Source organism: Leptospira kmetyi serovar Malaysia str. Bejo-Iso9 (assembly GCF_000243735.2).
Taxonomy (GTDB): Bacteria; Spirochaetota; Leptospiria; order Leptospirales; family Leptospiraceae; genus Leptospira; species Leptospira kmetyi.
Genome location: NZ_AHMP02000003.1, coordinates 3,331,097 through 3,353,205, shown reverse-complemented (window position 1 = coordinate 3,353,205; position 22,109 = coordinate 3,331,097). Strand labels below are relative to the sequence as shown.

Genomic DNA, 22,109 nt, shown 5'->3' with positions numbered 1-22,109 from the left:
TGAAAGAAAACCCCGGATTGTAAAGCAAAGTCAGGATTTTACTTTTAAAACGACCTTGCCCACCGATGTTCCCGATTGAAAGTATTTCAACGCCTCGTCGATCTTTTCAAACGGAAACGTTTTGCCCACGAGCGGCGGGGAAATATTTAATTTCACGAGACCGTTCAGATGTTTGGTCAATTTTTCCACCTTCTCATAAAGCCAAATCAGATTGAATCCCATCACGGCCTTGTTGTCCGAAACCATCTGCATCGGATCCAATTTCGGTCTGGAAAGATATTTGTATGCGAGCCTCGGCCAATTTACGGAACTGCTTCCGCCCATCATCTCCGCGGCTCCGTAGACGATCATTCTTCCCATCGGAGCCATGATATCGTAACTTTCCTGAAAGATTTTGCCGCCGATACATTCGAGAACCAGATCGAGTTCCTTTCCGCCGAGCGCTTCTTGCAGATCTTTTGCGAATCGATCCGAACGAACGATTTGTTTATCGTAACCTTCTTTTTTTAGAAGTTCGGTTTTGGACGGAGTTCCGATCGTCCCGATCGTAAACGCGCCCAATTTTTTCGCGATTCGATTGGCGAGAATTCCCACTCCACCGGCCGCGCTGTGGATCAAAACGGTTTGACCTTTTTCAAGATCGCCCAGAGCAACTAACGCGTAATAGGCGGTTAATCCTTGAACGAGAAATCCGGCGCCTTGGTCGAAGTTCCACTTCGAAGGAAGTTTAAAAACGTATTTCGAATCGATATTCAAGTGGGAAACATATCCGCCGAAACGGGTAACTCCCATGATCTTATCTTTCTTCTTAACGTTTTTGACTTTTTTTCCAGTCGCGATTACGACTCCGGAAAATTCCAAACCGGGAATAAACGCGCCTTCGGGAGTCGCGCTATACAAGCCTTGGATTGCGAATAAATCGGCGAAGTTCAATCCGACCGAATGAACTTCGATTTGTACTTCATTTTCGCCGGGTTCGTTCAGAGTTTCCGTTTCTAAACGAAGATTTTCAAGAGAACCTTTTTTACGGACAAGAGCGATCGTTCTTTGCATGGGTGGAGGTTAAGAATCCGAAGGGAAAGAGCAAGAAAAATTTAAACGTTCTCTTTCCTTACGGATTTTTTCCATCGTATGCGGATCGTTGCGTTTCGTTTTTCGAATCGTTAAAACTCGGGAGAATAAAATTCCTTTTCCGTTCCTCTCGGCGCGATCGTGAATCTATATTTTCTTTTCGCATGAAACTCCGGATTAAACCAGCGAACTTCGTAGATCGACATTCCTTCGGAAGAATCTCCCTGCAATCGAATGTCCAACTCGGTTCCGCTATCGTTCACCGATCTTCCGTCTTGTTGTAACGTTTTCCATTCTCCCTTATCTTCCTTGTATTGAATGGAAATCAAGGACTGATGAAATTGAATCAAAGAAGGATTCACGTCCTTATAACGAAAGATCCAATGTTTTTCGGAATTCTCCTCTGCAAGAACCAATCTCGGCGATTCTTTCAATTCGCGCGTTCCCTTCGCTTCTTTCTTTTCAGGCATATAACGTTTCGTATCGAGTTGAAACTCCCATGAATCCGGGAAACTTTCCTTTCCGCCTTCGGAAGGCATTTGTTTTACGAGATCCGCAAGATGCGCTTGTAAGAACGGTTGCGTCGCGGGTCCGTAAATCGTATGTCCGCCTTCATAGTGTTGTTTGGAATATTCTTCCGGCGTCGTAGTATAACCGAAATATCCGTTCGTACATGACAACACCGATGTTTGTGTGATCGGTTCCTTGCTTTTGAAAGTCCGAAGTTTTTCCGCTTCCAACGCGGCGTTCGAGAATCTTCTGCCGGACTCGTTGGTGACTTCGAAAGGAACGGCGAGTAACGCAGTGTCCCCGATTCTTGCGGACTGGAGAATCATCCTATGTGGAAAATTCTTTTTTGCCAATACGATGTATTGAAAGAACGAACCGGCGGTCCGCTTATGCCCCTGACATCCTCCGGTAAAAATATAACGAGGCCAACCTTCTCCCCAAAAAGGAAGCCAGAATAAAACGGGAGTCATTCCGTCCTCCGCTCCTCCGGTCAAAGCAGTTCCCGCAACCGGTCTGCTACAAAGTTCCGCGTCTCCCATCTTAGGATTTTCATAAACGTCCACTTCTTTTGAGTTGTAAGAATACGTTACGTCCGAGTTCAATTTTTTTCCGAGAAGTTGAAAGAGTTCATAAGATTTTCTTGATATTTCATAACCGAGACGTTTGGATTCGATAAAACCCTGCATGTCTTCCCTATAATCGGGAGAATTATCGCCGTGTGTCGCGTTTGAAACCGCGTGCAAAGGTTCCCAATCCGTTTTAAATTCTTCCTTGATCTTTAATTCGAGTTCTCTTTCGGGATAAGCGAACACGTCCGCGTTCACGACCTTGTTCCAGGAAGGAACCGTCGTTCCGTGAATCGAATACGTGGAATAAACGGCGAGAGGTTTAAAAGCTCCGTCCTTATCTTTCGCGTCGACTCGAATCATGGTCATCTCCGGATTGATCGCATTGTAGATCTGTTCGGTTTTGATCTCTTCGATTCCGGAATTCCGATTGGCCGCATACGCTTCGATGGAACGATTTCGGGTCAATCCCCAAACGTTCGATTTTCCCGTTGCGATTCTTGCGGGTTTTGCGGATTGATACGCTTCCAAGACCGCGTTGTAAATTCTATCTTCTAAAAATTCGTACCATTCTTTTTCGAAACCCGGTTTGTTTCCGGCGAACTCGTTGTAGAAATTATTTTCGTAAAAATTCCCGGGAGCGGAATGTGTATGTGTTCCCGAAAGAACGATTCCTCCCAAACTGATATCCGTTTTATCGGCGAGTCTTTCCGCAAGTTTATGATGCAATAAAAGAGAACCGGAAAGAAGATCCGTTTGAATCAAGACCAAGGGAGAATGTTGATCTTTTCTAATATAGATGACTCTTGCGTAAATTTTGGTTCTAAATCCTTTTTCCGTATTCGCCAACATCGAATAACCGGCCAAAGGAAGTCCCGGAGGAGGAGTGATGTCCACTTTGGAAGCTCCGGCAAAAAGTCCTTTCGTGTTCGAAACTACGGACGGTTTTTTATTCTTAATCACATAGGTCGTCAAGTCGCTGCAATTCACGAAACCGAACGTAAAAAACAAAAAGAACGGAATCGTAAGGATCAAACGGAAATAAAAAATTTTCAAAATCGAATTCCTCCGGGTGAGTTGTTCTATAAGATCGTTTCGAAAAATCAAGATGCTTTCTTTCGAAACGGGATATTTTAAGGAATTTTCATTATAAATCACTTATTTTCTGATTTCAAAATCGACGGAATCCGCAACAAAAGTAAAAACAACTTGAAGGTTCGATATCAAACTACATGAACTTAGTACAAAAACTCAGATTTTATTTTTTAAATTTCTATCCTCCGTACTTCGGAGCCGGAATCCGCTACAAAAAGATCGGCAAAGGTTTTAACCATTTTCGACTTTCAATGAAACTTCATTGGTGGAATCGAAATCTGGTCGGCACGCATTTCGGCGGTTCCTTGTATTCCATGTGCGATCCGTTTTATATGCTGATGCTGATCGAAAATTTGGGAGATCAATACATCGTTTGGGACAAGGCCGCGACGATCCGTTTTATCGCGCCCGGTCTCGGAAAGGTTTACGCGGATTTCGAAATTTCTCCCGAAGAAGTCGAAAGAATCCGAAACGAAGCGGACGAAAAAAGAAAGTTAGACGCGTTCTTTCAGACGAAGGTCTACGACGAAAAAACGGGAAAGGTCGTGGCCGAATTGGATAAGGTCGTCTATGTAAGAAGAAAGGAAAGAATCAAAAAGGATTCAAAATAAGTAATATAGACCGACATTCTTTACGAAAGCTCGCCGCTCGAAATCGAAACCCGGGGATCTGATAACCTTCAATTCTCGGATTTTTTCGGAAATTCATCGGTACGCGGGCGTCGAAAACGAAACGATCGACATAAAAAAGCCGAAGTACAAAAAGAAAAACCTCAACCGGAAATCTCCGATCGAGGTTTTTACGTTTGATTTGAATCAGTTTAAACTTGGGTAATCGGAATATCCTTTTTCACCGGGAGTATAAAAGGTGCTTTGATCCGCTTCCGCAAGAGTTTTATCCTCTTTCAAACGATAAACGAAATCGGGATTCGCGAGGAAAGGTCTTCCGAAAGCCACCAAGTCGCAATTTCCTTTTTCAAGATCTTCTTGCGCTCTTTTCTTATCGTAACCGCCGCTCAATATGAGAGTATTCTTAAATTGGCTTCTGATTTTTTGAACCACACTTTGAGGAACTTCAGGAGCTCCCATCGCGCTATGATTTACCAAATGAATATATACTAAACCGACTTCGTTCAATTCTTTTGCAAGAGCTTCGTATTGTTCGTCGATTCCTTCAAAGGCTCCGGTTTCGTTAAACACACCGTAAGGCGATAAACGAATCGCGGTTTTTTCTTTTCCGATCGCGGCAGCGACTTGTTTGGCCACTTCAACCACGAAACGATTTCGGTTTTCTTGGGAACCGCCGTAAGAATCGGTTCTTTTGTTCACGTTCGGATTTAGAAACTGTTCGAGAAGATATCCGTTCGCTCCGTGAAGTTCCACTCCGTCAAAACCGGCGGCGATCGCGTTTTTGGATGCGGCTACGAATTCTTGAATCGTGTTTTGAATGTCTTGTACGCTCATTTCTTTCGGTAAAGAATAAGGTTGCATTCCGTTCGAATCGGTCCAATTCTCACCCGAAAGTTGAATCGCGGACGGACCCATGAGCTCGGCGCCTTTCGGAAGATTGGCCGTAGTTCCGACCCTACCCGTGTGCATCAGCTGAACAAAAATTTTTGCGCCCTTCTTGTGAACCGCATCGGTTACGAGCTTCCAGCCGTCGGCTTGTTCCTTACTGAAAACTCCCGGAATTCTTGCGTAGCCCAAGCCGTTCGGCGAAGGAGATGTTCCTTCGGTAACGATCAAACCCGCAGTCGCTCTCTGAGAATAATAGTCCGCCATAATCGAATTGGGGATATTGTTGATCGCACGGGATCTTGTCATAGGGGCCATTACGATTCGGTTCTGAAGACCCAGATTACCCAGTTTTGTGGAACCGAATAAATCTACAGATGCCTTTGATTCAGTTGTCATTTAAATACTCCAAAAAATGAAATTCAGTACTTAGACAAGTTGGTTCGCCAGTTGTTACCTTTTTTGTAACAATTATTTCGATTTTTTGGGAGTTCATTGAAATTTTTTTAAACGGTCGGTTTTTGTTTTTATATCAAACCTTAGATAGTATGTTATAGATTTTGAATATTCGATTCACCCGACCGAACTTTGATGCCGATCGGGTGAGCGTTACTTTTAAATTTTATTCTTTCCAAGTCGGATAATCGGAATACCCTTTTTCTCCCGGAGTATAAAACGTGCTTTCGTCGGGTTGCGCCAAAGGCGCGTCGATCTTAAGTCGACGAACCAAATCGGGGTTGGCGATAAAAGGTCTTCCGAAAGCGATCAGATCGCATTTATGATTTTGCAAATCGGATTGTGCGCGGGTTTTGTCGTAGCCGCCGCTGAATATTAGAATATTCTTAAATTCTTTTCTGATCCTTTGCACCGTGGTTTCGGAAACTTCGGGCGCGCCCATGGAACTGTGATCCACCAAATGAATGTAAGCCAATCCGATTCGATTGAATTCTTTTGCGAGAAGTTCGTATTGTTCTTCCACTCCTTCGTAAAACGGGGACATTTCGTTGAACACTCCGTAAGGAGAAAGCCGAATCGAAGTTCTTTCGTTTCCGATCGCGGACGCGACTTGTTTGGCGACTTCGACCGCAAAACGATTTCGATTTTCAATCGAACCTCCGTAAGAATCGTCTCTTCGATTCGAGTTCGGATTTAAGAATTGTTCGATCAAATATCCGTTCGCTCCGTGAAGTTCGATTCCGTCAAAACCCGCCTCCATCGCGTTTTTGGCGCCTTGAACGAATTCTTCGATCGCGTTTCGAATATCGACTTCGTTCATTTCTCTCGGAATCGAGTACGGCTGCATTCCTTTCGCGTCGGTCCACATTTCTCCGGTAAGTCCGATCGAAGAAGGGGCGATGACCTCGGCGTTTTCGGGAAGATTGGCCGTAGTTCCGACCCTGCCCGTATGCATGATCTGCAAAAAGATTTTGCCGTTTCTCCGATGAACCGCATCCGTAACGAGTTTCCAACCTTCCACCTGCGCTTTGTTAAAAATTCCGGGAATTCTCGGATAACCCAAACCGTTGGGAGAAGGTGAAGTCGCTTCCGTAACGATCAAACCGGCGTCCGCTCTTTGCGAATAATATTCGGCCATCCATGAATTCGGAATATTGCCGATCGCCCTGGAACGGGTCAAAGGCGCCATTACGATTCTATTTTGAAGAATCAGTTTTCCCAGCGTCGCGGTTTGAAAAAGGTTTGAGGAAGAATTGATCGGAGCATTCATTTTGTGATTTCCTAAAAGTAGATTTGAACGTTTCTACAAACGCACTTTTAAGATTTTACAGAATGCGGCGTTTATTCCTTTTCACGCTATAACATGATTTTGGAATATTTAAAAATTTAAATTTGTTTCTTATTTAAGAATATTCTAAAAAGATAAATTCATACAAAAAAGGCCCTCCGTTTCGGAGAGCCTTTGAAAATTCTTACGTTTCGAATCGATCAAAAAGTAAAAGAAAAGATTTGATCGATTGCGGTTCCGTTTACCGTTCCGGAAAAAGAAACGCTGAAGTTTCCGCTTCCCGTTGGAGACGTAGGACTTCCGCTCAAAGTGATGCTGGATTCGTATCCGTATTTCACGTTTTGAAGCGTTACCGTTTTTGAAGTTCCCGGAGTCGCGCCTTCGTATTCGATCATGGTCAAACCTGCGGGAGAATCTACGGTTGCGTCAAACTTTGAATTGGACTGAACTGCGGAAGTCGAGTTTTGTCCGCTGTAAGTTCTCTTGTAAGTAACCGCCGCGCTTCCCGAAGAAATAACCGCATACTTGCTGATCGCGCTGTAAAAGGTTCCGAAACTTTGTTGAAGTCCCGCGCAAGTCGAAATGTCCGGCGTAGTGGTCGGCGGGTTTTTATAGAATTGAATCATCGAAAGATAATCCGTATAAAACACTCCGTAATTGGAGAATGCGATATTCGCGGATAAGTTACTCGTTCCGGAAAACGTAGTACTCGATCCCGATCCGCTGAACGCCATCGTTCCGTTTGTAAACGTCGCGGTTCCTTGTGTTCCCGATGGAGAAAGAATGGTGATCGCGCAGTTTGGAATTCCCAACGCGGCTCCGAATGTGGTGTTGCTTTGAGTCGTAACTCCGGATCCGCTTACGTCTCCCGAAAAAGTCCAAGTCTTATTCGGAGTGGTTCCCGTGGAAGACGCGGTGATCGCTGTTAATTGTACGGGACTTTCCTGTTCGTTCTTACGCAAAGAAGCGATTTGAGAAGCGACTTCCCGGACGACGACCGGGTCCATACCGTTTTCGAAAATTTCGGATACGAGCATTTGCTCGGTTTGAGAATCGTTGGAAGCGGTCATCGTACCGCTGTTCTGCGCCGCTGCCGAAGCGTTCACGGCTCCGTTTGCGGTCGCACTCGCCGATTTTTGTTCCGGCGAAAGTCCGCCGCTTCGATTGTTCAAAAGGGCCAATAAGGCCAAGTTCTTATTCGTATCATCATTAGAATCTTTCTTACAAGCGACAACCGCAAGAAGCAAGATCATACAAAGGATCAAACCTTGTTTGGATTTCATTTCAATTCTCCTGGAGATAGGGATCTTTAGAATCTATACGCCCTCTTTTCGAAAATAGGACATCGAAATCAAATTTTTCTAGGAAATATTTAATTTAGTAAATTTATTGCCAAATAGACAGTTTAACATCGATTTCGCGACCGGAACGATACAAACGAATCGAAACTTCCCCTTTGACTGATCCGATTTCGCGATAAAACTCCGAAGAGGAATTCACCTTTTTTGAATTTACGTGCGTTATAAAATCGTATCTTTGAATTCCTGACTTTTCGGCGGGAGAATCTTTTTGAACATAACTTACGATCACTCCTAAAGGATAAGGAAGTTTTAATTTTTCGACGAGATGCGGAGTGACGAACGGAATCTCAACGATTCCTCTTTGTGCGCGAACCTTATTCTCCCTAAGTTGCGCCGAAGATTCTAGAAAATTCGAAACGTGTCCGACCGGAATCGCAAAGCCGGGACCAACGGGAGAATTCCCCGAAGTATTGTACGTAAATCGTTGAACACCGATTAGGTTACCTTGTATGTCGATGACGGCTCCGCCGGACATTCCCGGATAAATCGGCAAACTCAATTGAACAAAACCTTTTTCGGGATGAAACGGATCCACTTTCGCTCTTTGCGAAAACGAAACGATTCCGAAAGAGATCGAATCCGGTAATCCGTACGCGGACCCGAAGGAAAGATACATCGTTCCTTCCTTGGGAACGTTGAGTTTAGGAACGGGAATGAACGCGTTTTTGTTTTCGTCCATTTCGGATTCCAAAAGAGCGAGATCGAAATCGGCGTCTTCTTTGATCACCTTTGCTTTAAGACGTTTTCCAGATTTTGCAGGTTGAACGATAAACTCGCTCGCGCCTCGGATCACGTGTTGACAGGTGAGAATATGCCCTTCTCCATCCACGAAAAAACCGGAACCGATCGCGCTGGAACCTTCCGTACTTCCTTTCGGAAAAATGCCGACCGTCGCGGGCGCGACCTTGTCGATCAAACCGTTCAATCGGTTTTGAAGATGTAAGGAAACCGTGAGACTTTCCTCGTTCAGATCCTGGATGTCGACCGAATTTTTGGAACAGGAAAAAAAGATTAAAATCAAAGATAAGGATATAAAATATTTCATGCTTCTTGCTAATTTTTGAATACGATTTCGGAACTGAGATTCGACTTTATTACCGCACAAGAATCAAGATTCGGACACTAAAAAAATCTTTATAGAAAAAAAATTACTTTTAAAATCGCGTCGACCCGGTCGATTCGATCGAAGAAGAATTCTGAATCTTATGGAAATCATTCCGCTTTTTCCTCTGACGGCGATGTTCGCCAATCTCGCGGCGTTGTTTGCGCTTTTCAAAGAAAGGGATTCCTTTGGAAATTATTTTCGAGCGTTATTGATCGTGTTGGCCGGAGGAAATCTTTGCGTTTTTTTTCTGTTCCATTCTTCCTCTATGGAAAGTGCGTATTTTTCCTTTCACGTATTTCGACATTTTATCTTTTTTGTTCCTCCTCTTTTATTGGCTTTGAGTAGAATTCTTTCCGGAAGAAAAGCCAAGTCCCCGATGCTCTTCAGTTTTATGGCGATCGCGATCGGACTTATACTTTTGATCGAACTCGATTATTCTTCCGAAAAATCCTTTCTCATACTAGAATGGAAATTCTACGCGTGGGGTTGGTATCCCGTTCTCGAACTTCCGGCGAGAATTCTCGTGGGAAGTTTTTTCGGAATCGGTTTTGTATTGTCCTTATATCTTCTTTTAAAACCGAAAGAGATCCAAGGCTGGATTCCGTTTTTAGTGATTTGTTGGTGGCTCGGATTCGCTACGAATCTGATTTCATTTTTCGGTTTCAATTTGTTTCCGATCGGAATGGGAATCGATTCCATCGTAAGCATTTTCGTTTCGGTTTATCTTTCCAGAGATCGTGCGGATTCCTTATTTCATAAGATCGCGGAACTTTTTGCGAGCGCGAGCGTCGCCTTGGGTCTCGGATCGATTTCGATTCTTTTTTTAGAAACGGGAAAATGGGGAGAATCGATCCAATTACGAACGATTCTTTTATCCTCGATCGGCGCCGGAGCCGCCTGGTTTACGCTTAGGATGTTCCGAAAAAAACAAAGTCCGAACGTATTAGATTCAAATTCCTTAATATTAAAAGGTCTTACCAAACAGGAATTGAGAATCTGCGAACTGATCGCCGAAGGTTATACCCGAAAACAGATCGGATTTTTTCTCGGAATCGCGAACGGGACGTTCAGAAATCATTTAGTGAATCTTTACGACAAGACGATCGATCGCGAAAAAGATTCGGGCGCAAAGGATAAATTCCAAAGACTTACCGTTTATCTTCGTAATTTCGAAAAATCGTGACGATCGTCACGGTGCAAAATCGAATTCGTGACGCGCGCACCATGGACCATTCGGACGAAATCCGATAACCTCGAGTCGAGGTTTTTATGGAAACAAATTTTATCCCGGCTTATATTTCCGCCTTTGTCCTCGCGTCCTGCGTAGGATTGATTTCGATCGTCGCCGTTTTCCTTTTTAAAAAGGATCGTTCCGATCCGGAATCGAAACCCGTGCTCGGATTCGTCGTCGTATTGATTTTTTTAATCGGACAATGGTTTTTGGCGTACGAGAATTTCTTTTATCGATTCGATCTTCCTCCTCGACTTTTGATCGGAGTTCTTTCGACTTTGATTTTGTTTTTGGGTTTCGGATTTTCGAAATCCGCGTTTCCGATCTTTATGCGTTTCGGTTCTTCCAAACTTTGTCTGTTTCAGTTCTGGAGAATTCTTCCCGAAATCCTGATCCTCCTGTTGGTCCGGGAAAATTTGATCTCGGACATCATGACGGCCAAAGGTCGGAACTTCGACCTTTGGGTGCCGATCAGCGCTCCGATTTTATACGTTCTCGTTTTCAAAGGGATTCTTTCCAAACGATGGATTTTAGGATGGAACGTCGCCGCAATTTTCGTTTTAGGTCTGACCGTTTCCACGGGAATCCTTTCTGCTCCGTTTCCGTTTCGGATTCTTTTTACGAATCCGCCTAACGTGATCGTCGCGCAATATCCGGTTTCGTTTCTTCCTTTGTTGTTTGTTCCTTTGGCCTTCGCGGGACATATCTTGGGGATCGCAATCGGCTGGAAAGAATGGAGGACCGAAGAAAATATGGTATGAGTCGCGACTTCGAATTGTTAAACGAAGTGATCGGCAATCAAGAAAAGGAAAAATCGACCATGGATTATATTGAACCCTTTGAAGGCGAAAGAGCCAGCAAATACGAAAGTAATATCGTGACGATGATTCCTTTTTACTCTGGGATTTCCGAATTGGTCGCGACTTTGATTTTAAAATCGATTCCGTCGGGTTCGAAAATTCTCGCAGCGGGTTGCGGAACGGGCGCGGACTTTCGTTCTCTGCTGAAGGTAGCTCCGGATCGTTATCGGATCACGGGAGTCGATCCTTCCGCCGATATGATCGCAATCGCTCAAAAAAATTTTCCGGGCGCCGAGTTGATCTGCGCTCCGGTTTCCTCTTTGGATCCAAATCGAAAATTTTCCGCGGCGACGTTATTGTTCGTTCTTCATTTTCTTCCCGACGACGGTACAAAACTTTCTTTATTAAAGGATATCTCTTCCCGATTGGAACCCGGAGGAACGTTCATTCTGTTCGATCTTCACGATTCTCAATCCGATATGGAAATCGTATTCGAGGAACTTTCTCTTTATCTAAAAGAGTTTCAAGGTTGGGAAAAAGACGCGTTAAAAACCTACGTGGACCGCGTCAAGGGCTTGAAAAGAATCGCAACTCCCCGTTACGAAGAACTATTCCGAGAAGCCGGATTTAAAAGTTGGAAAAAGATTTTCCAAGCCTATCACGTGGGCGGCTGGCAATTGTTTTTATAAATTTAGAATATTCTAAACTTAGAATGTTTTAAATCGATCTCTCTGCTCAACGTTCGGAAAATCTTCTCAAAACCGGAGTTCCATACGGATACGATTCGTTCAAATGAGATACAAAACCTCTATACGTAAACCAACCCGCGGAACCGAATTCGTTCGGAGCCTTTTCGATGTGCATTTCCTGAGCGGGCATAAAGCTGAAGCCGATCAGAAAAAATTTTTCGCCCTTCTTCCCTTCCGCCGAATCGAGAATCACGGAAACGTGCCCGATTCCGCCGGTTTCGTTTTGGACAAAAAGATCTCCCGGTCTTAGATCCTTTTCTTCGACTTTCTCGCCGCCCTTTTTCAAAGAATAGGAATTCGAAGACGCGAACGCCTTGCGTAAAAAAGAATGATAGGAAAGTCCGCTTTCGGAAAAACGTTTTCGATTTCCGTTATAATCAAAAAGATAAAGTCGGTTTAAATGATTCGTCTGCTTGTGGTATTCCGCCCAAACTCTCATGGAATAATCGGCGCATTGTTCGAGATCGTCCTTGAACAAAAGAGGCAAGTCGACGACCGCAATCGTATCATAACGTCTGATGATGTTTTGTTTTTTGTAAGTCCAAAGGGTCGCTTCCGATTTTAAGGGAAGATTGCGTACGAATTCGGGAAAAGAACCGTTTGCAAAACGGACTCGAACCGCGCCGGGCGGAAGACGAATCTCGCCGACCTTGGAAGGAATCGGGTCCGCGTCCAAACAACCGCCCACGGAAAGATAAAAGCCGAAAAGAATGAAAACGAAGGCAATACGTTTCCCGATCTTTGAGGAAAATCTAAAACGAATCATTTTACCCATTGATTCGATCGCCTTCCGTATTTCAATGAACAAAGGATTTACCCGATTCGATAAAATCTTAGAATTTCCACACAAAAGAAATAATTACGGCCCGCGTCCAGAACCTTTTCTGCTTGAATTTTAAAAATCGGGTCTCGATACTTTTAACAAAAAGAAAAGTTAAAGAAAGAGTTAGATTTTTGTATATTCAGGAATTCTTATGGAATCGGTATTTTCAATCTCTCAACCCATCCTTCTAACTTTGTTCATTCTTTTATTTCCTTGGCTTGCGATCCGTTTGGCTCAAAGGTTCAAAGTTTTGGGAATATTAGGCGCCGTATCTCTTTGTTATATCGCCGGAATCGCGCTCGGAAATTTGATTCCGAGTTCGTGGATTCACCAACAGGTTCCGTTGACGATCGCGGATATAACGATTCCTCTTGCGATTCCTTTGTTACTCAGCTCCACAGATTTTAGAAAAGGTTTCGGCGAAGCCAAACAAGCTTTGTTTTCATTCTTTCTTTCCGCGGTCGCCGTTGCGATCTCCTCCGCGTTAGCCGGTTATTACTACGCTTCCGCACATCCCGAATCCGCAAAGATCGCGAGTATGCTTTCGGGAATGTATACGGGAGGAACTCCGAACTTAAACGCGATCGGGTTGGCCTTAAACGCGAACAAGGAAACGATCGCGCTCGTCAATACGATCGACGTCGTCTTCGGAGGAATTTATCTTCTCTTCCTATTAACGCTCGGAAAAAAATTCTTTTCTTTGTTTTTAAAAAAGGAAGAAGAAAACAACGTTCCGATCGAAGACGTCGAAGCCGCCCCCGAAGAACAAAAACCGATTTGGAAAAGAATCATTCTTCCCAACGGAATCGGATTGTTGTTGGCGACCTTGGGTTTCGGAGTTTCGGTCGCGTTCACGTTTTTGATTTTCTCTTCGTTGTATGCGCCTTCCATTCTTCTCGGAATCACGACTTGGGGAATCGGAATCTCTTTCAACTCCAAGGTAAGAGAACTCAAAACCTACGAATTCGGAAGTTATCTCATCTTGGTTTTTTCGGTCGCGATCGGATTTCTTGCGGATCTGGAAGAATTGAAAAAGGATTTCGGAACCGTATCGTTGATCTTACTATCGATTCTTTTCGGGGCGATTGGAATTCATCTGATCTTGGGAATTTTATTTAGAATCCCCGTCGATACTTGGATCATCACATCGGTCTCGAGCATCTACGGACCCGCGTTCGTTCCTCCGGTCGTACAAGCGATTCGAAACAGAAGCGTTTTGGTGGTCGGAATTCTGACCGGATTGATCGGTTACGCGCTCGGAAATTATTTAGGAATCGGAATCCATTCTTTCCTGGTTTCGATCGGAAGTTAGAAATCGTATTTAGAAGTAAAGATTTAAGATTTCGTTTCGCAGGTCGGATCGAAAGTCAAAAGCAGATTCTTAAAAAAAGAATTCAATACTTCGCGACCACGAATCTGAAGATTTCTTTTTTCCGGAGATATATCGGCTTGAATTTGTAAACCGTCGAACACTGCGAGAATGGTTCTTGCGATCAAAATCGCGGACATGGAACTCACGATGCTTCCCGCGTCCTGACCTTCTTGAATCGTCTTTGCAAAAATCGTTTCCAGAGAATCGTAAAAAGCGACGATCTCATTCTCCATACTTCCGCCGCTCGAAGTCGCTTCCGCAAACAAACGCGGAGAACAATTTCCCTCGATCGTCAGACGTTTTGCAAGACGTTCGAGATATTCCTTCATTCTTAGATGAGGAGGAAGAGAAAGTACTTCCGGATCTTGAAAACCGAATCGATCCAGATTCAAAAATTCTCGGATGAGAGTATCTCGGATTTCTTCCTTGCTTTCAAAGTGAAAGTAGATTCCGCCCTTGGTCAAACCCGCCGTTTCGGCGATGTCCTGAACCGAAGTCTTTTCAAAACCCTTCGAAAAAAAACAACGCATCGCCGCGGATAAAATCGATTCTCTGCGAACGTCTTCGGGTAATTTTTTCCATCCGAGGGTTTTGGACATGGCGAAATTCTCCCTTTCATTCTGAAAGTCGTCCTCTTGCGGTCAAACGAATTCATCCTCGAAACGAAAAATAAATACCAACTGGTAGGAATTATAGTTTGACAAGATTCCTTGAATAAATACCGATGGGTAGGAAAGGAATTTCCAAACGGAGAATGTACATGTCAAAATCCGCATCCCCTCTTTCCCAATCGCTCAAACTGCCAAACGGACAAGTTCTATTAAATCGGATCGCGAAAGCGTCCATGGAAGAAAGTCTCGCCGACGATCGTTTTCTGCCCGGAAAGGATATGATCGGTTTATACCGACGCTGGGGCCAAGGCGGCGCGGGTTTGCTTTTGACCGGAAACGCGATGGTCGATCCGAACGCGGTGACCGGACCGGGAAACGTGATCGTTCGAGATCAGGGAAATTTGGATTCGTTCAAACGTTGGGCCGAGGCCGGAAAATCGGGCGGTTCTAAAATGTGGATGCAGATCAATCATCCCGGAAGACAGGTTTTCAGCTTCGTTTCGGAAACTCCGGTGGCTCCTTCCGCCGTTAAGGTTCATATTCCAGGAAGAATGTTCGAAAAGGTTTTCGGAACTCCGCGCGCTCTCACCGAAGACGAAATCAAAAAGATCATAGATCGTTTTATACAAGCCGCGGTCGTCGCGGAAAAAGCGGGCTTCGACGGAGTGGAAGTTCACGCAGCTCACGGCTATCTGTTAAGTCAATTTCTTTCACCTTTGACGAATCTTCGTAAAGACCAATGGGGCGGTTCTTTGGAAAACAGAGCGAGAATTCTTCTCGAGATCGTAAACGGAATCGGAGCCCGCACAAAAAAAGAATTCGGCTTGGGCGTTAAGTTGAACTCCGCGGATTTTCAAGGCGGAGGTTTCGCGGAAGAAGACGCGATCCAAGTGATTCGAATGTTAAATAAATCTAAATTAGATCTTCTTGAAATATCGGGAGGCAACTACGAATCTCCCGCAATGCAAGGCGGAGAATCGAACGGAACCAAAAAAAGGGAAGCCTACTTTTTAGATTTTGCAAAAAAAGCCAGAGCCGTCGCGGAAATGCCTTTGATGTCTACGGGCGGATTCCGTTCCAAAAACGTAATGGAAGACGCGATCTCTTCCGGCGCGATCGACGTGGTGGGAATCGCGACGCCTTTCGCATTCGAACCGGATTGCGCGTCCAAAATCATTTCCGGAAATCTGGATACGTTGGAAGTGAATATTCCGAGCCTTTCCAATCCCGCTTTCAACGCGCTTTCCAAAATGTCCGCGATCCGTTCCCAGTTTAAAAGAATCGGAAACGGAAAAGAACCGAGAATTCCGAGATCCTTAGTCGGAAACCTGATTCTGGATCAGATCCGAGGAAGAAGAAACGCGAAGAAATACAAAAAGTTTCTGACAAAATCCGAAATTACGAACTAAAACCAAACACTTACTCTCTGGAGAATGGTGATTCGATGTTTTTCACTTCGTTCACCGTTCTTTTTTTTGTCCTTCGCCTGCTGCGCGTCTCGACTTTTTCTAGAATATAATATTTTTAGAATATTCTCACTTCTCAATAACTTGAATCAATCGATCGGGATAATCAGTAATAATTCCGTCCACTCCCGCTTCGATCAATCGTTTCATTTCTTCCGGATCGTTTACGGTCCAGGGAATCACCGAAATTTTTTTAGAATGAACTTCCTGCACGAATTCTTTCGTTACGTATAAGAAATACGGAGAAATGATATCCGCTTTGACTTCCAAGGTTTTTTCGAGCGCGTTTTGACGGGTTCCGTTTCCGAATCCGAGTTTCATCATCGCACCTTGAAAATAAGTTAAGGAAAAAAGTGCGCTCGTTTTGATCTTCGAATTTTTTTCCTTAACGATCGGCAAGGCGGGAACGTAAAACGATTGAATCGTAGTTCTCTCTACGACCTTCGCTTTTTCTACGGCTTGCACCAATAGAGTTACGTGATCTCTCACTTTTTCCGCGGGAAGGTTCGCCTTATCGTCGTTTGGAAACTTCGTTTCAATGTTGAATTTCAACTTAGGTTGTTTCGGATTTCTCTTTTCCAAATCGGCGACGAGCGTAAAAAATTCTTCGATCGTGATCAGCTCCGTGCCTGGAACGGGAACCTGTTCGGGATACTTCGGATTTTTTTTCGTTCCACAATCGAGTTGTTTCAATTCCGCCAAGGTAAGTTCATACAAAGAAGTGGATAAGATCTCGGTTCCGTCTTTCTTTTGACAGATCGTAGGATTGGTTTCCGAATCGTGATGAATTACGATTTTATGATCTTTTGTCAAAACCGTATCCAACTCCAAGGTGGTCATCCTATATCGAACAGCTTCTTCAAAAGCGGGCCAAGTATTTTCGGGTTTTAAACCTCTCGCTCCTCTATGACCCTGCAAATCCAAACTTCCGTCCAATGGCTTGTTTACGATCGGAGCGCTGGAACAGGAATGAACCGCGATACAAAAAACGAATAAGAACGAAGTCTCTAAAAGGAATCTAACTTTGAATTTTGAACTCATCTTAACGCAGAATTCTTTTTGCTTTCGAAGAATGGAAAAGCTTTTTTTACAAATTCCTTCGACATTACTTGACAAACAAAAGAACGAATGCTTTTTTTTAATGTAGATTTCGAGTTCTCTTCGGAATCTTTCTTCAAACGGTTTTGCGTTTCGCAAACCGCCCGCCTCGATCGAAGCGATTCTTTCGCAAGATCGACCTCAGTTTCAAATCCCAAAAGGTAAAACTAACATTCAAGAACCCGTTTGAATCGATCGATCGGATCGTTACAATTCGGTTTCACCAAACAACAATTTTACGAACACGGAGAATTCTATGTACACAAGATTGTGGATCGTCGCAACGGTTTGTATCTTTCTGATAAACCCGAAAAGTGTTATGAGTCAAAACCAACCCGCCTTCCCGGATTACGGAAATCCGATCCGTTTGGATCTGGCAAAGAAGATCGTTCTCAAAGCGCAAGCAGAAGCGAAAAAGAACGGATGGAAGATGGTCATCTCCGTCGTCGATTCCGGCGGAAACCTAATTCTTCTGGAAAGAATGGACGGAGCTCAGTTCGGTTCCATCGACATCTCTCAAGGAAAAGCGAAATGCGCGAACAACTTCCGAAGACCGACTAAGGCGATGGAAGATTCCGTTGCGGCAGGTGGAATGGGTCTTAGAATCCTCGGACTTCCAGGCGTTTATCCTCTGGAAGGCGGAGAATTGATTTTAATCGATGGAAAGATCGCGGGAGCGATCGGAGTTTCCGGGGGCACTTCGGTTCAGGACGGACAGGTCGCGCGAAACGGTTTGGAAGCTCTGAAAGAATAATTTAAACCGACTTCGCTTAATAAAATCCGGGATCGTTTCGATTCCGGATTTTGTGTTCTCGGAATTTACGATTAAAGATGTCGTATCTCGGCGGGTTGTTGTCTCCAGTTGTTGTGAAGACCGTCTGCGTACCAAAGTGGGGCGGCAACCAAGTCCGAGATTTCTAAATCGTTCAAGGTCGCCAAACTTACGCTCACGAAACTTCCGCCGATCTCCTCGATATAACCTTCCGTAAACGTCCTGACTCCGCAGTTCTTACAGAATTTGTGGGTCGCGCTTTTGGTTCCGAATTGATAACTTCCCAATTCCTCTTTTCCGGCGATCAACCGAAAGGCTTCCGGTTTTACGGTCGCGCTCCAATTTCTTACTTTGGAACAAAAGGAACAGTTGCATTTTCCCGTTCCTTGAGAAAGATCCAAATCGACTTCGTAACTCACCTTACCGCAATGACAACTTCCCGTATATTTTTTCAAAGACATATTCAACTTCCTGAATGATATGAATTTTGTTTCCAAAAATCGGATCGTATAAATCCTATCGGATTCGAACTTGAAAGAATCTTCGATCAAATCGAATTCGTTGATTTAAGTTTATCACGGGAAAGTTGCCAAAATATGTCATATATTTTTAGGATTGATTCTTTTCCGTTTAAACCGCATTCTAATTTTATAAAAGTTAGAATGAAACGGATTTCCTCCGAAAAGGAAAGAGAAAACAAATTGCAATGAAGATCAAAACGGACAAACCGAGAGGAGTATTAAAAAATTCGAATACTCAAATTCATTCGGAACACGCGCGTTATCTTCCGAGCGAACGTCTTCAATCCTTGATCGAACATCACTGGACGGTTCGATGGGATTTGAGAGGAAAGGAACCGTATCTTGCGCAAACGCTTCCGCATCCGAGCGTTCACATCGTTTTTGAAAAAGGACGATCCAGAATCCAAGGAATCATAGAAGGAAAATTTTCGCATCTTCTCGAAGACGAAGGTTTCGTCTGGGGAATCAAATTTAAACCGGGAGCGTTTTATCCGTTTTTTCAAAAACCGATCCGCACTTTTACGAATCAATCGATACCGATCGAATCCGTTTTTTCCGTGGACGTTTCCAAACTCGAAGGTTCCATTCTCGCGGCGAAAAACGACGATCAAAGAATCGAAATCGCCGAGTCCGTTCTTTTTCAAAAACTTCCGGAGATCGAAGAGAACGTTTTTTGGATTCAAGAAGTCGTTCAACTGATTCTCGAAAAAAAGGAGATTCTCCGTGCGGAAGACGTCGCCCAAAAAGTCGGAGTCAATCTCAGAACATTACAGCGTCTGTTCAATCGGTATGTGGGAGTCAGTCCGAAATGGGTGATTCAAAGGTATAGATTGCACGAGGCCGCGGAACGTTTGGAAAACGGGGAGAATGTGGACGGAAGCAGACTCGCGCTTGACTTGGGTTATTTCGATCAGGCGCATTTTATCAAGGACTTCAAGTCCATGATCGGAATTTCTCCAGAAAAATATTCAAAAAATCTAAAGTTTTAAAATTCCAAACTTATAAAACCCGAAACACTGAACAAAAGAGAAGCGGAATCGTTTTCGTTTTGGGAAGAAACGCAGGCGTAAGCCCTTCGTCTCAATTCCATATTTGGAAAAATAAATTTTATCGCTTTTGCAAAACAGACGCCTCACAGTTTCCGCACAATTAAGGCGTAAAAAACGCGTTCTTTGCAAAGAATCGAACAAATCCAGAAATTCGCTTTAATACGATCCTTGTTAATCCGAATTTGATTCCTGGAAATTTCCGTTTGAAAACGGCCTTATTTTATCTTTGGGATTTCCTTTTTAGAATTCTATGGTATCGTTTTTCTCTGCGATCCGTTTTAAATCGGTGAAGGTATGCTCTCGACTCGTTTCTGATCCGTCACCTAAATAACAAACGACAGGATTGAAAGTGGTAAACTATGATTCATCATTATATCGATACTGCGACATTCTCCAAAAAAGAAACGGCGTCTTCGTCCTTCGAAACTTTTTTTAAATTTTTAACCTCTCCGATCGTATTCTTAAAAACTTTTTTTCGAAACCTATTCTTATCCAAAGGTTGGTTGGCTCTTTCCGATTCGGAAGAACAAAGAAAAGTGGAACTCTTATTGGATCATCTCTTTCAAGTTTTCGAGGAACTCTCCGAAGGCAAATCCCTCTCCGATATTCTCGCGACTCTTGCGTTGGCGATCGAAAAATACAGACCGAACATTCACGCGAGTATTCTTCTTTTGGACAAGGACGGGGTAACGTTAAGACATAGAGCCGCGCCGAGTCTTCCGAAAGAGTATTGCGCCTTAGTGGACGGAGAAAAGATAGGACCGAAGTCGGGCTCTTGCGGTACCGCGGCTTACACGAAACAACTTACGATCGTAGAAGACATTCAAACCGATCCGCTCTGGGAAAAGTATTCGGAGATCGCAAATCGATTTCATCTCAGAGCGTGTTGGTCTCATCCGATTCTTTCTCCGAGCGACCAAGTGTTGGGAACGTTCGCTCTTTATTATTACGAACCGAAAAAACCTTCCGATTTGGATCTTAGATTGATTCATTCTTTGGCGCATATCGCCGGCATCGCCATCGAAAGAAAAAGAATCGAAGATTTAAAAACGGAAAGCGAAGCGCGTTATCGTTCCCTCGTCGAACAGGCGTCGGATACGATCTTTCTTACCGATAAGGAAGGAAGATACATCGAGATCAATCCGAGCGGCTGTGCGTTGTTAGGTTATACCAAAGAAGAATTTTTAAAACTTCATCTTTGGGACGTGATCGATCCGGACGACCTGAAAAAACAACCTCTTCGTGTGAACGATTTAAAAGCGGGAAAACCCGTTCTAACGGAAAGAAAACTCGTTCGCAAAGACGGAAGCATCGTGCCCGTGGAAATCAACGCAAGATATTTGGAAAACGGTTTTCTACAGGGAATCGTCAGAAATATTTCCGAAAGAAAAATCACGGAAGAGATCGTTCGACAAGCTCAGAAGATGGAAAGCCTAGGTTTGCTCGCGGGAGGAATCGCCCACGACTTCAACAACTTATTGACTATGATTCTCGGAAGCGCGGAGGTTATGGAACTCAGAATCGATAAGAATTCCGATCTGAACAAACACGTAACCAGAATCATAGAAGCGGCCAAACGAGGCGGATCGATCACGAAACAACTTCTTCTTTTTTCTCGTCCAGGCTCGTCCGAACTCAAGCCGGTTTCCATTTCGCATATCATCAAGGAAGTTACGGACATTCTCGCGTTTTCTCTTCCGAAAAACATCACGATCGAAACGAAAATCGATCTCGCAAACGGAATCATTCTCGGGGACAGCGGCCATCTTCATCAGGTGATTCTTAACTTGGCTTTAAACGCAAGAGACGCGATGCCCGACGGCGGAAAGATTACGATTCAAGAAACTACGGTTTCGGGCGACGAGGTAAGAAAAAAATTCTTATCTGGAACTGCTAATCAATACGTTTGTATTCACGTAATCGATACGGGTAAGGGAATGGATTCCGCGACTAAAGACAAAATTTTCGAACCCTTCTTTACGACCAAAGAAAGAGGAAAAGGAACGGGCTTGGGACTTTCGATCGTGGACACGATCACAAAAAATCATTTCGGTTTTATCGACGTGGAATCCTTTCCGAATCGAGGAACGAAATTTCACTTATACTTTCCCGCGATCGCGGCCGGCGAATTGATCGATTCCGAAACGATCAAAAGACAAACCAAGATCGACGCGAATATTCTGATCGTGGACGACGAGATTATGGTTCTCGACGTTCTCAAAGATATTTTGGAATTGTCCGGATGTCGCGTGTTCTCCGCGAACAACGGTAAACACGCTTTGGAAATTTATCAAGACCCGAAAAACAAAATCGATTTGGTAATTTCGGATTTGGGAATGCCGGATATGAGCGGCGACGTTCTTTTTACGAAACTGAAGAATTTCGATCCTTCCGTAAAGGTGATCATCACCTCGGGTCATATCGAAAGGGAAAAGAAAGAAAAGATGCTCGAGGAAGGCGTAAAAAACGTTTTAGATAAACCTTATAAAATCGAAGCAGTTCAGACGATCGTTCAAGAAATCATAAAAACATTATAAACGAGAATTAACTCATATGTTCGTTCAAAAGTTAAAAATACGAACGAATGGAGAGATATACGATGCTCTTCCGAAATATTCTTTCCGAAAAAACACCGTATCTAATTCAATTTT

The 22,109-nt window shown here is 43.9% G+C and carries 19 protein-coding genes; 9 read left to right on the top strand and 10 right to left on the bottom strand.

From position 1 onward, the window contains the following. Positions 1-30 precede the first annotated feature (30 nt). Both LEP1GSC052_RS18190 and LEP1GSC052_RS18185 read right to left on the bottom strand, forming a co-directional pair. Positions 31-1,053 carry a synaptic vesicle VAT-1 family membrane protein gene (locus LEP1GSC052_RS18190; protein WP_010572831.1) on the bottom strand — a complete coding sequence of 341 codons (1,023 nt, stop codon included), beginning with the start codon at positions 1,051-1,053 and terminating at the stop codon, positions 31-33. Positions 1,054-1,163: 110 nt separating this feature from the next. Beyond that, positions 1,164-3,203 carry a neutral/alkaline non-lysosomal ceramidase N-terminal domain-containing protein gene (locus LEP1GSC052_RS18185; RefSeq protein WP_244265286.1) on the bottom strand — a complete coding sequence of 680 codons (2,040 nt, stop codon included), beginning with the start codon at positions 3,201-3,203 and terminating at the stop codon, positions 1,164-1,166. 176 nt (positions 3,204-3,379) lie between these two features. Here LEP1GSC052_RS18185 and LEP1GSC052_RS18180 point away from each other — a divergent pair, with 176 nt between their 5' ends. Further along, complete coding sequence (locus LEP1GSC052_RS18180) at positions 3,380-3,853, top strand: DUF4442 domain-containing protein (RefSeq protein ID WP_010572833.1); 474 nt, start codon at positions 3,380-3,382, stop codon at positions 3,851-3,853. Positions 3,854-4,057: 204 nt separating this feature from the next. On the opposite strand, the gene LEP1GSC052_RS18175 is transcribed toward LEP1GSC052_RS18180, so the two are convergent. The 4 genes from LEP1GSC052_RS18175 to LEP1GSC052_RS18160 form a co-directional block, all read right to left on the bottom strand. Then, a complete protein-coding gene (locus LEP1GSC052_RS18175) occupies positions 4,058-5,155 on the bottom strand; it encodes an alkene reductase (RefSeq protein ID WP_020986768.1) in 1,098 nt (365 codons plus the stop codon). 223 nt (positions 5,156-5,378) lie between these two features. Beyond that, on the bottom strand, positions 5,379-6,482 hold the full coding sequence (locus LEP1GSC052_RS18170) for an alkene reductase (protein WP_010572835.1): 1,104 nt from the start codon (positions 6,480-6,482) through the stop codon (positions 5,379-5,381). 218 nt (positions 6,483-6,700) lie between these two features. Continuing rightward, complete coding sequence (locus LEP1GSC052_RS18165) at positions 6,701-7,783, bottom strand: hypothetical protein (RefSeq protein ID WP_010572836.1); 1,083 nt, start codon at positions 7,781-7,783, stop codon at positions 6,701-6,703. Positions 7,784-7,886: 103 nt separating this feature from the next. Next, positions 7,887-8,906 (bottom strand): S1C family serine protease, encoded by a 1,020-nt coding sequence (locus LEP1GSC052_RS18160; RefSeq protein ID WP_040913187.1) that lies wholly within the window; start codon positions 8,904-8,906, stop codon positions 7,887-7,889. A gap of 160 nt (positions 8,907-9,066) precedes the next feature. Here LEP1GSC052_RS18160 and LEP1GSC052_RS18155 point away from each other — a divergent pair, with 160 nt between their 5' ends. The 3 genes from LEP1GSC052_RS18155 (at position 9,067) to LEP1GSC052_RS18145 (ending at position 11,686) form a co-directional block, all read left to right on the top strand. Further along, positions 9,067-10,149 (top strand): helix-turn-helix transcriptional regulator, encoded by a 1,083-nt coding sequence (locus LEP1GSC052_RS18155; protein WP_010572838.1) that lies wholly within the window; start codon positions 9,067-9,069, stop codon positions 10,147-10,149. An 86-nt stretch (positions 10,150-10,235) separates the two neighbouring features. Continuing rightward, on the top strand, positions 10,236-10,958 hold the full coding sequence (locus tag LEP1GSC052_RS18150; RefSeq protein ID WP_010572839.1) for a hypothetical protein: 723 nt from the start codon (positions 10,236-10,238) through the stop codon (positions 10,956-10,958). Next, complete coding sequence (locus tag LEP1GSC052_RS18145; protein WP_010572840.1) at positions 10,955-11,686, top strand: class I SAM-dependent methyltransferase; 732 nt, start codon at positions 10,955-10,957, stop codon at positions 11,684-11,686. The genes LEP1GSC052_RS18150 and LEP1GSC052_RS18145 overlap by 4 nt, the downstream gene beginning before the upstream one ends. A gap of 46 nt (positions 11,687-11,732) precedes the next feature. Here LEP1GSC052_RS18145 and LEP1GSC052_RS18140 read toward each other — a convergent pair whose 3' ends face one another. Then, complete coding sequence (locus LEP1GSC052_RS18140) at positions 11,733-12,512, bottom strand: DUF4846 domain-containing protein (protein WP_370739497.1); 780 nt, start codon at positions 12,510-12,512, stop codon at positions 11,733-11,735. Positions 12,513-12,720: 208 nt separating this feature from the next. Here LEP1GSC052_RS18140 and LEP1GSC052_RS18135 point away from each other — a divergent pair, with 208 nt between their 5' ends. Continuing rightward, positions 12,721-13,881 (top strand): DUF819 family protein, encoded by a 1,161-nt coding sequence (locus LEP1GSC052_RS18135; protein WP_010572842.1) that lies wholly within the window; start codon positions 12,721-12,723, stop codon positions 13,879-13,881. A gap of 23 nt (positions 13,882-13,904) precedes the next feature. On the opposite strand, the gene LEP1GSC052_RS18130 is transcribed toward LEP1GSC052_RS18135, so the two are convergent. Then, positions 13,905-14,540 (bottom strand): TetR/AcrR family transcriptional regulator, encoded by a 636-nt coding sequence (locus LEP1GSC052_RS18130; protein WP_020985904.1) that lies wholly within the window; start codon positions 14,538-14,540, stop codon positions 13,905-13,907. Positions 14,541-14,701: 161 nt separating this feature from the next. Between LEP1GSC052_RS18130 and LEP1GSC052_RS18125 the strand changes: the two genes are divergently transcribed. After that, the gene (locus LEP1GSC052_RS18125) at positions 14,702-15,961 is read left to right on the top strand and encodes an NADH:flavin oxidoreductase/NADH oxidase family protein (RefSeq protein WP_010572844.1); all 1,260 of its coding nucleotides are present in this window, start codon (positions 14,702-14,704) and stop codon (positions 15,959-15,961) included. Between the two features lie 126 nt (positions 15,962-16,087). On the opposite strand, the gene LEP1GSC052_RS18120 is transcribed toward LEP1GSC052_RS18125, so the two are convergent. Next, positions 16,088-17,059 (bottom strand): glycerophosphodiester phosphodiesterase, encoded by a 972-nt coding sequence (locus LEP1GSC052_RS18120; protein ID WP_020986728.1) that lies wholly within the window; start codon positions 17,057-17,059, stop codon positions 16,088-16,090. Positions 17,060-17,372: 313 nt separating this feature from the next. On the opposite strand from LEP1GSC052_RS18120, the gene LEP1GSC052_RS18115 reads away from it, so the two are divergent. Next, the gene (locus tag LEP1GSC052_RS18115) at positions 17,373-17,870 is read left to right on the top strand and encodes a GlcG/HbpS family heme-binding protein (RefSeq protein WP_020985557.1); all 498 of its coding nucleotides are present in this window, start codon (positions 17,373-17,375) and stop codon (positions 17,868-17,870) included. 71 nt (positions 17,871-17,941) lie between these two features. Here LEP1GSC052_RS18115 and LEP1GSC052_RS18110 read toward each other — a convergent pair whose 3' ends face one another. Further along, positions 17,942-18,349, bottom strand: a complete 408-nt coding sequence (locus LEP1GSC052_RS18110) for a GFA family protein (RefSeq protein WP_040913689.1) — start codon at positions 18,347-18,349, stop codon at positions 17,942-17,944. Between the two features lie 245 nt (positions 18,350-18,594). Here LEP1GSC052_RS18110 and LEP1GSC052_RS18105 point away from each other — a divergent pair, with 245 nt between their 5' ends. Together LEP1GSC052_RS18105 and LEP1GSC052_RS18100 are read left to right on the top strand one after the other, a co-directional pair. Next, positions 18,595-19,398 carry a helix-turn-helix domain-containing protein gene (locus LEP1GSC052_RS18105; RefSeq protein WP_020985683.1) on the top strand — a complete coding sequence of 268 codons (804 nt, stop codon included), beginning with the start codon at positions 18,595-18,597 and terminating at the stop codon, positions 19,396-19,398. 419 nt (positions 19,399-19,817) lie between these two features. Next, positions 19,818-21,995: a hybrid sensor histidine kinase/response regulator gene (locus LEP1GSC052_RS18100; RefSeq protein ID WP_020986028.1), complete on the top strand. Its 2,178-nt coding sequence runs from the start codon at positions 19,818-19,820 to the stop codon at positions 21,993-21,995. Positions 21,996-22,109: the final 114 nt, after the last annotated feature.

Bases quoted from the DNA above. Each gene is read 5' to 3' on its own strand.
- LEP1GSC052_RS18190 (WP_010572831.1), bottom strand. From the start codon at position 1,053: ATGCAAAGAACGATCGCTCTTGTCCGTAAAAAAGGTTCTCTTGAAAAT.
- LEP1GSC052_RS18180 (WP_010572833.1), top strand. From the start codon at position 3,380: ATGAACTTAGTACAAAAACTCAGATTTTATTTTTTAAATTTCTATCCT.
- LEP1GSC052_RS18175 (WP_020986768.1), bottom strand. From the start codon at position 5,155: ATGACAACTGAATCAAAGGCATCTGTAGATTTATTCGGTTCCACAAAA.
- LEP1GSC052_RS18170 (WP_010572835.1), bottom strand. From the start codon at position 6,482: ATGAATGCTCCGATCAATTCTTCCTCAAACCTTTTTCAAACCGCGACG.
- LEP1GSC052_RS18165 (WP_010572836.1), bottom strand. From the start codon at position 7,783: ATGAAATCCAAACAAGGTTTGATCCTTTGTATGATCTTGCTTCTTGCG.
- LEP1GSC052_RS18160 (WP_040913187.1), bottom strand. From the start codon at position 8,906: ATGAAATATTTTATATCCTTATCTTTGATTTTAATCTTTTTTTCCTGT.
- LEP1GSC052_RS18155 (WP_010572838.1), top strand. From the start codon at position 9,067: ATGGAAATCATTCCGCTTTTTCCTCTGACGGCGATGTTCGCCAATCTC.
- LEP1GSC052_RS18150 (WP_010572839.1), top strand. From the start codon at position 10,236: ATGGAAACAAATTTTATCCCGGCTTATATTTCCGCCTTTGTCCTCGCG.
- LEP1GSC052_RS18145 (WP_010572840.1), top strand. From the start codon at position 10,955: ATGAGTCGCGACTTCGAATTGTTAAACGAAGTGATCGGCAATCAAGAA.
- LEP1GSC052_RS18140 (WP_370739497.1), bottom strand. From the start codon at position 12,512: ATGATTCGTTTTAGATTTTCCTCAAAGATCGGGAAACGTATTGCCTTC.
- LEP1GSC052_RS18135 (WP_010572842.1), top strand. From the start codon at position 12,721: ATGGAATCGGTATTTTCAATCTCTCAACCCATCCTTCTAACTTTGTTC.
- LEP1GSC052_RS18130 (WP_020985904.1), bottom strand. From the start codon at position 14,540: ATGTCCAAAACCCTCGGATGGAAAAAATTACCCGAAGACGTTCGCAGA.
- LEP1GSC052_RS18125 (WP_010572844.1), top strand. From the start codon at position 14,702: ATGTCAAAATCCGCATCCCCTCTTTCCCAATCGCTCAAACTGCCAAAC.
- LEP1GSC052_RS18120 (WP_020986728.1), bottom strand. From the start codon at position 17,059: ATGAGTTCAAAATTCAAAGTTAGATTCCTTTTAGAGACTTCGTTCTTA.
- LEP1GSC052_RS18115 (WP_020985557.1), top strand. From the start codon at position 17,373: ATGTACACAAGATTGTGGATCGTCGCAACGGTTTGTATCTTTCTGATA.
- LEP1GSC052_RS18110 (WP_040913689.1), bottom strand. From the start codon at position 18,349: ATGTCTTTGAAAAAATATACGGGAAGTTGTCATTGCGGTAAGGTGAGT.
- LEP1GSC052_RS18105 (WP_020985683.1), top strand. From the start codon at position 18,595: ATGAAGATCAAAACGGACAAACCGAGAGGAGTATTAAAAAATTCGAAT.
- LEP1GSC052_RS18100 (WP_020986028.1), top strand. From the start codon at position 19,818: ATGATTCATCATTATATCGATACTGCGACATTCTCCAAAAAAGAAACG.